Raw genomic sequence first — 14,083 nt, 5'->3', positions numbered from 1 at the left:
TAATTATGTTTCCCTCATTTATTTTGCTTCCAGGAGGTAAAAGGCGCCAGAGGCAACCAGCACATCTCCAACCTTTAAGCCCTTTGTAATCATTATTTTACCCTGATGCAGGCCTCCTGTTTCCACTGTTCTTCGAACAAAGCGTCCTTTTCCTGTTTGCAGAAAAACGAAACTGCTGTCATTTTGCTGAAACACTGCTTTTTCGGGTATAAACAGCGCATTTTCCGGCCTTCCTTTGAAACTGATCTTCGCGTACATTTCTGGTTTTAAGGCCGCATCCGGGTTTTCACATTCGATGAGCACCTGAATGCTTCTGCTTTCCTCATCCAGGATCTCTGCGATATGCCCCACCTTTCCTTTAATTTTTTTGCCAGGATCAGCAGTGATCTCCAGCCTGACCTCGTCTCCCTTATGGATAAAACGGATGTCTTTTTCCTTCACCTGTGCGGCGACATATACCCGACTCAATTCCGCTATTTTAACCCCTGCTGCAGCTTCCGTATTCAGGTACCCTCCCGTCACCAGATCATTCTGAATCACTTCCCCTTTAATAGGAGAACGAAGTACAAACGGCTGTCCGATTTTCAACTGATCCGCAACAACATGATACACTTTTAATCCTTCCACCAAATTCCTATACTCACTTAAAATCAGATTATAAGACTGACTAACCTCTTCCAAATCTTTAACTGATGACACCTCGTTTTTGAAAAGATCATTCTGGCGTTTCAAATCCAGCCCCGCCTTTTTCAACTGCGCTTTTGTACTAAAAAAACGCTGCTGAAGTTCAATAAAATCGGGCGATGCCAATTCAAAAAGCGGCGTTCCAGGGCTCACTTTCATGCCTAATTTTATGAAAACCCGAAGCAAACGCCCGGAAAAGGGACTGGCAATTTCTGCATAGAAATTAGGGATGGCTTTTACCTTGCCCACACTGGTAATTTCCATTTGAAAAGGAGCTTCGGCCACCGTATCCAAATGCAAAAGGCCATTTAGTTTTGACACTGTAGGAAGTACTAATGTATCTCCCTGTAATTGGTAATTATCAATCGGATCTGCCTCTTTTTTTTGGGCACAGGAAGCCAGGAACAGCAGTAAACTGCCGCTTAAAATCAAATGTTTCATGTTCTTTTTTTTAATATTTATTTCGGGAAGATTTTCAACGCATAAAATGGAAAATACGCTGTTTACAAGGACTAAACACCAAAATATTGAATTTTTTATTTAATACATATTCAGATACTTACAACCACTGACTAAACCTTTTGATAAACAAAGTTTTCACATACTGAGTTAAAAGACAATAGCTCAAAAGGATCCCAAACAGCCATGGAAAATAGCTCATTGGCAAAGGCGTTAGCTTCAAAACCCCTGCAAAAGATGTAAAAGGAATCGCGATTCCAACCAGCATTATCAAGGTGGTCAGCGCGATCACCGGAGCTGTAGCCCAGCTTTGAATAAATGGAATCTTACGGGTTCTGATCATGTGAACAATCAGCGTTTGCGACAATAATCCTTCTACGAACCAACCGGTTTGAAACAACGTTTGGTGTGCCGGACTATTCGCCTTAAACACATAAAACATGACCGCAAAAGTGGCATAGTCAAAAATTGAACTAATTGGCCCGATAAAGACCATAAACTTGCTGATCCCTCCAGCATCCCAGTTCTGTGGTTTCTTCAAAAAGTCCTCATCCATACGGTCCCATGGGATAGAAATCTGGGAAACGTCATACAACAGGTTTTGAATCAGCAGATGGATGGGCAGCATCGGTAAAAAAGGCAGAAAAGCACTCGCACCTAACATACTGAACATATTGCCAAAATTACTGCTGGCGGTCATTTTGATGTATTTAATGATGTTCCCAAAGGTTCGCCGTCCATAGATCACCCCTTTGCGAAGCACCATCAGGTCTTTTTCCAGCAGGATAATGTCGGCGCTTTCTTTTGCTATGTCTACCGCAGTATCTACAGAGATGCCCACGTCAGCAACTCTTAATGCTGCCGCATCATTGATCCCATCTCCCATAAAACCTACTGTATGTCCTTTCGCTTGTAACAACCTCACAATCCTGGACTTTTGAACAGGGCTTAATTTTGCAAAAACACTGGTATCCTGAAGCTTAGCAGAAAGCTCCTCCTCCCCCATCTGATCCAGCTCATGTCCTAATAAAACCTGCTGAAAGGGAATTCCTACCTCTTTACAGATCTTTCTGGTCACCACATCATTATCACCAGTCAGTACTTTCACTGTAATCCCGAGTTCCTGCAGCCCTTCGATTGCAGGTCTGGCAGAAGGTTTAGCGGGATCTAGAAAGCCAATGAATCCAGTTAATATCAGCTTATTTTCATCCCTCACACCATAGTTTGATGGACGCGGGTCATATTCCTTTATGGCCACCAATAATACCCTCAGCCCATCTTCATTTAGCTTTCTGGAAGTTTTCAGCACTGTTTTTCTCATGCGCTCATCCATCGGGATTACCGCGTCTTTTTCCAGGTGCAGCTGGCGATTTTCACCAGGCTCAAAGGCATGAGAACATAGATCGAGCATTTCTTCCACTGCGCCTTTACAAATCAGCAGCTGTTTTCCATGCTGCTGCTCCAGAATCACACTCATTCTTCTTCGCTGAAAATCAAAAGGAATCTCATCTACTTTATGATAACCTTCAGCAACATTGAGGTAATCATGAAGTTCCAAATGTTCCAGTACGGCCAGATCAAGGAGGTTTTTTAGCCCCGTTTGATGGAAACTATTCAAATAAGCCCATTTCAGCACTTCATCATCATCTTCTCCATAAACATTCAAATGCCGTTCTAAAATGATCTTATCCATGGTGAGCGTTCCGGTTTTATCGGTACAAAGAATATCCATGGCCCCAATATTCTGGATGGCATTCAATCTTTTCACAATCACTTTATGCTGACTCATATTCTTTGCCCCTTTGGCCAGGTTAGCAGTCACAATCATGGGCAGCATCTCTGGTGTTAGGCCCACTGCCATCGCAATACCGAAAAGCAAAGCTTCAAACCAATCTCCTTTGGTTAATCCATTGATTACAAAAATCAAAGGAACCATCACCAGCATAAACCGGATCAGTAACCAGCTCACCTTATTCACCCCTTTATCAAAACTGGTTTCCGAACGTTTTTCGCTGATGGCAGTACCCACAGCACCGAAATAAGTCAGATTCCCCGTATTCACCACCACTGCAGTAGCGGTACCGCTCAATACATTAGTCCCCATGAAACAGATGTTATCCAATTCCAATGGTGATTTATGGTCTGCATCTAAAACCACTTCGGCACTTTTTTCCAAAGGATGGGATTCACCTGTCAGCATAGCCTGACTCACAAAAAGATCTTTAGACTGGATGAGGCGCAGATCTGCAGGCACCATATCACCGGCACTCAAAAACACCAGATCACCAGGCACCAATGCTTTCAGCTCAACTTCTTCTTTTCCATTTTCTTTACGCAAAACGGTAGCAGTGGTTTTTACCATGCTTTTTAGTGCTTCCGCTGCCCGGTTACTGCTGAATTCCTGCCAAAAACGGAGCAAAGAACTCAGCACAACCATCAGCCCAACTACAATAACCGTTTTATAATCCCGCTCAGCCTCCTCAGCGAGCCCTACATCGACAATAAAGGAGACAATAGCCAATATTAACAATACGGCAATAAAAGGGTTTAAAAAGGCTTGAAATAGCTGCATGTACCAAGGCAAGGCTCGCTCATGTTCAATTTCATTCCAGCCAAACAACTTTCTCTTTTCTGCTACGGCAGCTGCCGTCAAACCTTCTTTGTCGCTATTGAGCATGAGATAAAAGAAATCTGCTGCTATTCTAGCCACATTTTTCAACTTAGTTGCTCCTGCCTCCTCAAAACCAGCAGCTGTTTTTTGATGTTTCATTTTTAGTCTTTTCATAACTCTGATTGTTGTCCTGTTAATTCCCAGCTTACCCGCATTACTTCTGCTTCAATCGTCAGCCTGCTCACCATTTTTTCCATTAATTCATCCTGATTTCCTACCGCAACTAACTCAGCAGTAATGATCGCATTTGCAGGATCACCGTTATCGCTGCTGGTCAGTGCCCTGAGCATGAGCTTTTCATGATTCCCAAGGTGCTGCAACAGCAATACACGAATGTGATTTTCTACCCGCTCTTTGCACTTGATGGAAATCAAATACTCAGTTTGAGCAGTTTCACTTTTAGGATGAAATGAGTTTTTGCCTAGTTTAAGACCAATAGGGCGCAAAATAAGGTGTGCGAGTACGATGAAACTTGTGGCAATTGCTGCTTCAGGGTAAAAGCCCATTCCGGAGAGTGCACCAATCGCTGCGGAACACCAGAGGGTAGCTGCAGTATTGAGGCCGCTCACATTCATTCCATCCTTCATGATCACTCCGGCACCGAGGAAGCCAATCCCACTCACGATATAAGAAGCGACCCTGCCACTGGCATCACCGCCGATTTTTACCGCCAGGGTAATGAATATGGCAGCTCCCAAAGACACCAGGGTATTGGTACGTAATCCTGCGATACGTTGATGCCATTGGCGTTCTATGCCAATCGCGGCGCCCAAACTGAGGGCTAATAATAAACGGCTGCTAAAGTCTAGTGTACTTAACATTGCTTTTCGATATCATTCCCTTTCAGGAAAGTACCGGAAATACTATGCTGAGTAGGGAGGGTAAATAATTAATGGCTTATAACACGGGGGCTTGTCCATACGATTTGTTTTTTTGATGGCACAAAAGTACCCCAAGCCCTTGGAAAGGGCCGTTAGGGTATGATTAGAAAATCATTAGAAAGTGATTAGAAAGGATACATCTCCCTTATAAGAAAGCGCAAATACTCCCTAAACGTGGGTCAGTGTAACGATAAAAGTAGTTCCTTCTCCCTGTTCAGAAATAACGGAAATCTCACCGTTATGCAATGCGATGATCTTTTTTGTGAGTGCCAGGCCGATGCCATTTCCCTCTGCGTAATACTGGTTATCCCCTCTATAAAACGGGTCGAATAAATGCAAACGGTCTTGTTCCGAAATACCGATACCCTGATCAGAGAAACGGAGCATCGTTTTGTCCTGATAATAGGAGATCGCAACATTGGATTGTTTGTCTTCAGAAAACTTACAGTTGTTTTCCATCAAATTGAGGAAAGCGATTTTCAATAAATGCTCATTTCCATAGATAGAAATGAAGTCGTCATCTTCTGCTTCCTCGTCAAAAATGAGGTTTACTTTATACTCCGGCTGGTGCTGCAATACTTCAATCCGGGCATCTAGCAACACTTCATCGAGGCGCAGTTCTTTGAAGCTAATCTCCGTTTGGTCGTAATTGGCATTGGCCAGATCTAATAAACTGGTCGACAGCCGGGCCAGTTTCCTCGCATCTTTCAAGGCCAGCGCTATCGCGTTTTGGTATTCCAAAGGTGTTCTTTCTTTATTTTGAGAGATCTCCAATTCAGCAATTACAGTAGCCAGAGGTGTTCTCAATTCATGAGAAATATGAGATACAAACTCTTTTTGTGCATCAAAAGAATGCTCAATACGATCCAGCATCCGGTTAAAAGTGATCGCCAGTTCGCCGATTTCGTCTTTAGCATTCTCCACTTTTAAACGCTGATCGAGGTTATTTGCGGTCATCTCTTCGATCTCATCTACCATTTCTGCCACATGTTTTAAAGCATGCCGGGCAAAAAGGTAACCTGCAAAAACAGTGAGCACCACGCTAGCCAACACAGAAATCAGCAATATAAATCGCAGCTGACTCAACTTTGTCAGGCCATATTCGTCCTTTGCGGCGGCAGTCACCACATAATTTCTTCCTTTATAAGGATACAGAAAACCAACCGCCTGTAATTGTCCCTGGTTAAATTGAATCTCTCCTTTAGCCAGGATCTCGGCGATCATACTTTTGGTTTCCTTGATCTTGTCAATATTTACCGCATCATGGTACAATAGATGAAAGGAAGTATCATAAACTGCTACCTCCTCCTGAAACAGGTTATTTGGCGCATTTTTATAGATCAACTGTAAAACATCTGGTGCTACTTTAGCATCCAATAATAGGTTGGTTTTGGTAATCGCGAGCTGTTTTAATCGTTTGTAATACTCATCTTCTCTATTTTCTGCCGAAGAATAATAGGTAAAAAAAGCAAATGCACAGATGAGCAGTGTAAAAAGCAATGTAAAAAGAAGGGTCAGTTTATAGCGGATTTTCACAATAGCAGCTGATTAGAGCAGGTTAATAGACCAAAAATTTAACTTTCCTTAAAGATAAAGCCCATTCCGGTTTTGGTATGAATCAGTTTATTTTCAAAGTTCTTATCAATTTTTTTCCTGAGGTAGTTCATATAGACATCAATAAAATTGGTTCCGGTATCAAAATGGGTATCCCAAACCTTTTCGGCGATCTCTGCACGGGTCAGAATTCTTTCTTTATTCCGCAGCATGTATTCCAACAGCTTGAACTCCTTAGGTGTCAGGTTAATTTCCGCTCCCATCCGACAAACGACATTTGTTTGCAGGTTCATTTCCAGATCTGCATATTTTAGTAATTTGACTATTGGCGCTTGCAAAACACCAGTATTACGGCTCAGCAGTACTTTAATACGGGCATGAAGTTCCCGAAAATCAAAAGGCTTCACCAGGTAGTCATTTGCACCAGCATCAAAGCCATCCAGTTTATCCTCTGTAGTTCCCAAGGCCGTTAACATGATGATAGGCAGTTCTGGCCAAACCTGACGAATTTCCCTGCAAAGCGCTATACCATTCAGCTGTGGAAGCACAATATCAGTAATGATCAGGTCGTAATGATTGGCAATCATTAATTTTTTACCCATCAGGCCGTCATAAGCCAGCGTTACCTGATACCCATGCTCTTCCAAGCCTCTTTTGACAAGTTCAGAAACACGAAGATCATCCTCAACTAATAACAGATTCATATTTATGCTTTTTATTTTCCTGGAAACCTTCAGGAAAGGGCTGTTGGCAAATATCCTGAATTATTTCTGAATCCCGCATTTAAAGCTTTTTAATGCCATCTATAATGAGCTAGCAAATCATTTTAATGATCCTGATTGGATCATTAATCAAAAGACAAGGTTTATGAGCGATCCGAATTTATCTTCATCAAACTTCTTTTTAAAAATAAAATTTGTTTTAAAGGCTCATCTGTTGATTTCACTGTGGCAAATAATGTCATTGAGCTATAAATCTTTAGTACGAGCAGGCACTTTGAGGGAAAATAACAATGCCGGATTCCTGAATGTTTCAAGAACCCGGCACAGTTAGTATGGTTTCGAAAAAGTTTAATAACTCATTTCTACAATCTTTTCTACATCAGATGGAGAAAGGGTTTTATGTTCACCCAACCCTAACCAGCCTCTTTCTGTAAAACGTTTCGAGATCTTTTGTGCGGTTCCTTCGAAATCATCAGTATACTCAGAAAGTGTCGTTTGAATCTCCATGGAATGGAAGAAATCTTCAGTTCTGGCAATGGCTGCATTGGCGATATCATCGATACTTCCAGAGGTAATTCCCCAAACACGCTGACCATATTGCGCCAGTTTTTCTTTCTTCGCCTCGAAGTTATAACGGTAATGACTTGGTGCAATGATCGCCAGTGTTCTCGCATGATCAATGCCGAATAAGGCAGTCAGCTCATGTCCCATTGCATGGACAGCCCAATCGGTCGGCACACCTTTTTGAATCAATCCGTTTAAGGCCATTGTACAGCTCCACATAAAGTTGGCTGCAGATTCATAGTCTTCCGGATGTTCAATCACCTTTGGACCTACTTCAATCAAGGTTTGCAAAATACTTTCCGCAAAGCGATCCTGTAAATGTGCACCTGCAGGATAGGTCATATATTGCTCTAAAACATGTGTAAAGGCATCTGTTACTCCATTTACCAATTGGCGTTTAGGGATGGATTTGATCACTTCAGGGTCAAGAATTGAAAATTCCGGAAACAAACCAGGGCCACCCATCGCTAGTTTTTCCTGAGTTTCCTTACGTGTAATCACTGCACCAGAGTTCATTTCTGATCCCGTAGCTGGCAAAGTCAATACCGAAGCAAAAGGCAAGCCTTTTTCTGTTCTGATATTTTGCGTCAGGATATCCCATGGGGTATCACCATCGTATAACGCTGCTGCAGAAAGAAATTTCACCCCATCAATCACGGAACCACCGCCTACTGCCAGCATGTAAGTAATCTTTTCCTCTTTGATCACTTTTAATGCCTGCATCAAAACCTCATACTCTGGATTTGCCGGAATTCCCGAGAACTCCAATATTTCAAAGCCTTTTAGTGCATCGATCACCTGATCGTATACGCCATTGGTTTTGATACTTCCTCCGCCATAAAGCACCAATACTTTAGCACCTGTAGGAATCTCTTTACTTATCTTTTTTATCTCCCCTTTTCCAAAAATGATCTTGGTAGGGTTTTTGAATTCAAAATTTAACATCTCAATCTGATTATTTTACCATTAAACTATTAAACCAGAGCCTTCAAATCAGCGCTCCTTTCATGCGGTTATTCTTTAATTACAGCAGATCATCGGATTAAACCTTAACGATCATTTTACCTTCATTCTTACCTTCAAAGAGGTCCATAAAGGCTTGAGGAATCTGGTCAAAGCCTTCCACTACTGTTTCTGCATAAGTTAATTTACCTTCTTTCAACCAGGTACTCATCTGCGCAATTGCTTCCTGGAATTTATCCGCAAATACGGATACGATGAAACCTTGCATTAAGGCGCTTTTGATCACCATCGTAGTTTGGATACGAGGACCAACATCTTTTGTGGTATTGTTATACAATGAAATCGCACCACAAACGGGGATACGGGCGTACCTATTGATATTTGCCAATACCGCATCAGAAATCGCTCCACCTACATTATCAAAATACACATCTACGCCATTTGGGCAGGCGGCTTTTACTGCTGCAGTCATGTCTGTCGTCGTTTTATAATTGATCGCTTCATCAAAATGGAACTTCGATTTCAGCATGGCTACCTTTTCATCAGTACCTGCAATCCCTACTACTCTACAACCTAAGATCTTACCAATTTGACCAACTACCGTCCCAACAGCACCGGCAGCGCCAGAAACGACAATGGTTTCCCCTGCTTTTGGTTTTCCAATTTCCAGTAACCCGCAATACGCTGTCAATCCTGTCATTCCAAGAATCCCTAAATAAGCACTTAAATCTGCTGCTTTAGGATCAACCTTGATTAATCCCTGGCCATTGTGGCTTTGATATTCTTTCCATTCCAGGTTGCCGGAAACAAAGTCTCCCTTTTCAAAACCTGTCAATTTACTCTCTATTACTTCTGCAACTATGCCCGATGACATCGGTTTATTCAACTCAAATGGTGGAACATAAGATTCCGAATCGTTCATTCTGCCCCTTAAATACGGGTCTACAGAAACATATTTTGTTTTCAAAAGCACCTGCCCCTCACTGGCCACAGGCATCGCTTCTTCTATAAATTTAAAATCAGTCAAGACTGGCTTTCCTACCGGTCTTGCGTTCAAAAGAATTACTTTATTCATAGCCATTTTCTTTACAATTTTATTTTCTTAATTTTTCCAATAGGTCATTCAAGACATTAGCATCTTCACTATTGAGGTCGAGCACCCCCTCATCGATAATCGCTCTGGCTGCCGTTTTTAGCTTTAGTCCTTCAGGACTCAGCCTCACATACACCACACGTTGGTCCGACAAGTTGCGCTCTTTAACAATCAAACCTTTGTCCATCAGCTTATTGAGTAATCTGGAAACATTAGGCATCCGATCTATCAAACGATCTTTAATCAGGTTGACAGTTGCGGTTTGTCCCTCCTGACCATGTAGAATACTCAGCACATTAAATTGCTGCAGCGATAAGCCAGTTGGTTTTAACGCAATAGCAATCTTGTTCAAGATCCAGTTAGAAGTGAAAATAATATTCGTGGCAGCCCGCTGCTGGGGTGTCAGAAATTGATGTTTTAATTCTTCTTCTATCTTCATGTTTCAAAATTTATTTCAGCCTTAAAGACGAATACAAAATTATCATCCATGGATTATAATTCCAAGGAATACAAATAGAAAATTGCTTCTACAATGTCATTTTAGAACTACGAATAAAAGTGCTTTTACAGCAAGTGATGGGTATCTTTAATGGTGTCCATCACAAAAATACTCTTCGTTTGTGCAATTCCGGGAATCTCACTGAGCTTGTTCATGGAGAAAGAATGAAAACTTTCCATACTTTCGGTTACTATCTTGAGCATAAAGTCAAAATCGCCGGATATATTGTAACATTCCGTCACTTCTTTGAAGTTCAATACCGCATCGATAAATTCCTGAGCAGCTTTCTTATTGTGAACTTTTAAGGAGATCTGTACAATCACAATGATGCCCTTATTGATCTTCCGGTTATCCAGCAAAGCCACATATTTCCTAATCACTCCCTCCCTTTCCATTCTTTTGATCCTTTCATGGGTTGGGGTTGGGCTTAGGTGTACTTGAGACGCGATTTCCCGAATTGTGAGCTTTGCATTTGTCTGCAATAATCTCATGATTTCATAATCTTTATCATCTAAAACCAGTGGGCTCTGGCGGACTTGTTCTGTTTGAGTAGGCATATTTAAGGTCAATAACGCATTTGTTCTGTCAAATTAGCAAATATTAATCATTTGTTCTAAATAAGCAGAACTTATTTTTAGTCTGTGTTACTAAAGTTACCTTTGCAAGGAAAATTTCCCCCATTACATTTATGACTCAAAGAAAAAACCTGATCCTTGCCATTGCCTCTATTGGTATTTTTATAGAAGCATTGGACATAGCCATTGTCAACCTTGCCATTCCATCTATCCAATCAGATTACGGGCTAAGCAGCGACAAAGTACAATGGCTGCAAACACTCTATGTGTTGTTATACGGGGGATTTTTGATCATTGGGGGTAAATTATCAGACCTTGTAGGAAAGAAAAATATTTTCATGGCCGGTTCTGCAATTTTCCTGCTGACCTCTCTTGGCGCAGGTCTCTCCAGCTCTTTTGAGATGCTGGCCTTTTTCCGTGCCGCACAGGGAATTGGTGCTGCCTTGATTATGCCTTCCGCTTTTTCTATTGTAACTCATACTTTTACAGAAACCAGGGAACGTGCAAAAGCCATCGGTATTTTCAGTTCATTTGCAGCTATTGGTTCTGGCAGCGGTCTGGCTTTAGGTGGTATTATCACCACTTATTGGGGATGGCACTGGATTTTCTTCGTTAATGTGCCTGTTTTATTTGTCATTATTGGCCTTGCCTGGTATTACCTTGCTCCTGATGAATTGACGAAATCGAAATCCAGACCGGATTTATTATCTGGTGTACTATTGGTATTGGTGCTGTTAATGTTGAGTTATGGCGTACATGAACTGGGCAGAATCCGCGAACATTACCTGATGTTAATCGGCCTGACCATCGCTGTAATTGCTGGTTTTAAACTCATTCAGCATCGCTTGAAAGTGCAGAAAGAGCCTTTAATAGACATGTCTTTATTCCGTTCTAAAGCAACCACTACCGGTATCGGCGTATTCTTTTTACTCGGCGCTTATTTTACCGGATATATGTTCCTGCTGTCTTTACTGATTCAAAAAGATATGAATTTCAGTGCAGCCAAAGCCGGGGTTACCCTGGTTCCATTCAGTATCATCTCTGCCTTATTTGCTAAATTTGTACTTCCTCCCTTAATGAGAAGGCTGAATGTATGGCAAACCGGTGTTTTTGGGATGTCTTTAATGGTAGGCGGTGCAGGATTTTTACTGGCTTCCGTATTGATGGACCATAACCTGATCTTATTATTATGTTCTGCATGCTGTGTGTCTGGATTGGGCATGACCATTTGCTATACGAGTTTATCGGTGATTTCTGTGCAGGGTATTCCACCACAGCATTATGGATTGGCATCCAGCCTGGCATCAACCTCCTATTTTCTGGGTGGTGGAATCGGACTATCCATCCTTTCCTTATTCATCAGCAGCCATCAAAGTGGAAATTCAGTGAGTAACATCTCGATCCTGGTCTTGTGTGCTTATGCGATTGCTGCACTGGTTTGGCTGGCCTCTTACACAAAAAAACATGTTTCAGTGCCTAGGCCTTCCTTAGCTGGACAATAAATTATTGAGTATTGATCCAGTCTTCCGCAGACTGGATCTCTGAAAAAAACTGCACCAATACCTCTCCAATTGCCATGTCTGCACGCTTTTGAGCAGAAAACTGGGCAAGAATATCAGCAGAATTGGTCCATGCAAAATACCTTAACCCTGCCTTTTCCGCTATAGGAAACCAGGTTTTACCTACCCATTCCAGAGCATCTGACCAGGTACCCAATACCTCACGATTGTCGTTTAAGATCTTTGTACATCCATTGGCTTTTAACATAGCCATCATCACCATAGCCCCATGCTGTACCGATTCTCCATTATGAAAACCAGTCCACCTTGCGTCAATACGGTTTTGCAATTTATTATAGAAAACCCTTAGGTTATCGTCCTCATAAAGCTGATGCTTTTCCGCTTGCGGTACTGCTGTAAGCTCTTTTAGAGGGAGCCTGAAATAAAAAGTAGAACCGACCTCTAGCTTACTTTCCAGCCAAAAGCTGCCATGATGGGCTTTCAATATTTCGGAACAGATGAAAAGTCCTAAGCCCAGTCCTTCATAACGTAAATCCTCATTATCTACGCGGTAGTACCGTTCAAATAACCGCTGCATTTCGAATTCGGCAATACCTATCCCAAAATCCTGTACGGAAACGACAATATTGTCTGACTGGATTTTACCATTAATGATCACTTTTCCTCCATTTGGCGAATACTTCACTGCATTGGTTAAAAAGTTCATTAAAACCTGTTCAATCCTTAACCGATCGCCATGATAAGAGACATCTATGTTGTTTTCCAATAGCAATTCATGATCTGGCGACATCGCCTGAACATTTTGAACCGCTGTGGTTATCATTTCACTAAACTGGAACGCATCTTTCTCAAAGACCATGTTTCCAGAATTGATCTTCGTTACATCTAATAAATCAGTAATCAACTGCTCCAACCGAAAGATCTGACTGGCTGACTTTTCTACAAATCCCTGTATTTTTTCAGGATCCTTTGACCTTTTCATTAACTGATTAAAGGCTTTTATAGAAGTCAAAGGAGTTTTCAGCTCATGACTGGCAATTGCCAGGAACTCATCTTTTCGCTGTTCATTTGATTTCTGAATGTCGATATTGGTATTGGTTCCCATCCACATTTTCAGCTCTCCACTTTCTATCAATGGGATCGCCTTCCCCAAATGCCATTTGTACGCTCCATCGGACATTTTAAGGCGAAACTGCACACTGTATTCAGAATTTTGACCCAAGGCATAACTCCAGGCTCTGATACAAATCGGAAGGTCGTCTGGGTGGACAAATGACTGCCATCCCTCTCCTCTCAACTCTTCTCTTGTTTTTCCAAAATCGCGGCAACAGATCTCATTTACATAATCTATGATTCCAGTTGCTGTGGCAGTCCAAACCTGTTGAGGCATAGTATTCAATAAAAAACCCAGGTGTTTTTCACTCGCACCAATTTCTTTCTCAGACTGTTCTACCTTGTTTTTTGCTGAAACAAAATTTGTCACATCATAGCTGTACTGAATAATATACTGAATGGCACCATTCTCATCAAAAAAAGGCGTGTGCGTGGTTTCCCAATAGCTGAATATGGATTGATCCTGGTCATTTGGATTTGGCAATGCTAACCTCAATACCGGCAATTGGTGTGGAACTCCTGTCTCCAAGACCTGATGCAGTGAAACTAAAAAACTCGGCTCAACTACTTCTTTTCCTTTCAGCTCGGCCCTTGTCAATCCCGTTGCCTTTAAATAAGCATCACTGGCCGTTATCATGACCAATTCTGGAGATAGGACTAAATAAAGACCAGGCAGGCTTTCGTAAGTTTTTAAAAGGGCAGCAGGTAGTTCAACTAATTGTTCCATAATCTAATATTAATCCGTACAAGACTCATACCACGAATAGCAGTTCGCCCATATTTCA

Annotated in this window: 11 protein-coding genes; 1 reads left to right on the top strand and 10 read right to left on the bottom strand. The window is 41.7% G+C overall.

The window, feature by feature from the left end; all coding sequences use genetic code 11:
• Positions 1-18 precede the first annotated feature (18 nt).
• The 9 genes from K7X70_RS14935 to K7X70_RS14895 form a co-directional block, all read right to left on the bottom strand.
• On the bottom strand, positions 19-1,125 hold the full coding sequence (locus K7X70_RS14935; RefSeq protein ID WP_222537811.1) for an efflux RND transporter periplasmic adaptor subunit: 1,107 nt from the start codon (positions 1,123-1,125) through the stop codon (positions 19-21).
• A 118-nt stretch (positions 1,126-1,243) separates the two neighbouring features.
• Positions 1,244-3,928 carry a magnesium-translocating P-type ATPase gene (gene mgtA / locus K7X70_RS14930; RefSeq protein WP_222537810.1) on the bottom strand — a complete coding sequence of 895 codons (2,685 nt, stop codon included), beginning with the start codon at positions 3,926-3,928 and terminating at the stop codon, positions 1,244-1,246.
• A complete protein-coding gene (locus tag K7X70_RS14925) occupies positions 3,925-4,635 on the bottom strand; it encodes an MgtC/SapB family protein (RefSeq protein WP_222537809.1) in 711 nt (236 codons plus the stop codon). The genes mgtA and K7X70_RS14925 overlap by 4 nt, the downstream gene beginning before the upstream one ends.
• A gap of 228 nt (positions 4,636-4,863) precedes the next feature.
• Positions 4,864-6,231, bottom strand: coding sequence for a HAMP domain-containing sensor histidine kinase (locus K7X70_RS14920; RefSeq protein WP_222537808.1), 1,368 nt, complete (start codon positions 6,229-6,231; stop codon positions 4,864-4,866).
• Between the two features lie 38 nt (positions 6,232-6,269).
• The gene (locus K7X70_RS14915) at positions 6,270-6,953 is read right to left on the bottom strand and encodes a response regulator transcription factor (RefSeq protein WP_222537807.1); all 684 of its coding nucleotides are present in this window, start codon (positions 6,951-6,953) and stop codon (positions 6,270-6,272) included.
• Between the two features lie 366 nt (positions 6,954-7,319).
• Positions 7,320-8,480, bottom strand: coding sequence for an iron-containing alcohol dehydrogenase (locus K7X70_RS14910; protein WP_222537806.1), 1,161 nt, complete (start codon positions 8,478-8,480; stop codon positions 7,320-7,322).
• Between the two features lie 97 nt (positions 8,481-8,577).
• Complete coding sequence (locus tag K7X70_RS14905; protein WP_222537805.1) at positions 8,578-9,573, bottom strand: NADP-dependent oxidoreductase; 996 nt, start codon at positions 9,571-9,573, stop codon at positions 8,578-8,580.
• 19 nt (positions 9,574-9,592) lie between these two features.
• Positions 9,593-10,030 (bottom strand): MarR family winged helix-turn-helix transcriptional regulator, encoded by a 438-nt coding sequence (locus tag K7X70_RS14900; protein WP_222537804.1) that lies wholly within the window; start codon positions 10,028-10,030, stop codon positions 9,593-9,595.
• Between the two features lie 125 nt (positions 10,031-10,155).
• A complete protein-coding gene (locus tag K7X70_RS14895) occupies positions 10,156-10,647 on the bottom strand; it encodes an Lrp/AsnC family transcriptional regulator (RefSeq protein WP_222537803.1) in 492 nt (163 codons plus the stop codon).
• Between the two features lie 131 nt (positions 10,648-10,778).
• On the opposite strand from K7X70_RS14895, the gene K7X70_RS14890 reads away from it, so the two are divergent.
• The gene (locus K7X70_RS14890; protein WP_222537802.1) at positions 10,779-12,167 is read left to right on the top strand and encodes an MFS transporter; all 1,389 of its coding nucleotides are present in this window, start codon (positions 10,779-10,781) and stop codon (positions 12,165-12,167) included.
• 1 nt (position 12,168) lies between these two features.
• Here the strand turns inward: K7X70_RS14890 and K7X70_RS14885 are convergent, their stop codons facing one another.
• The gene (locus K7X70_RS14885) at positions 12,169-14,025 is read right to left on the bottom strand and encodes a PAS domain-containing sensor histidine kinase (protein ID WP_222537801.1); all 1,857 of its coding nucleotides are present in this window, start codon (positions 14,023-14,025) and stop codon (positions 12,169-12,171) included.
• Positions 14,026-14,083 lie beyond the last annotated feature (58 nt).

This window comes from Pedobacter polysacchareus (assembly GCF_019802255.1).
GTDB lineage: Bacteria > Bacteroidota > Bacteroidia > Sphingobacteriales > Sphingobacteriaceae > Pedobacter > Pedobacter polysacchareus.
Note: the sequence above shows the minus strand (reverse complement) of the source record. Positions and strands in the feature narration are given on the sequence as shown.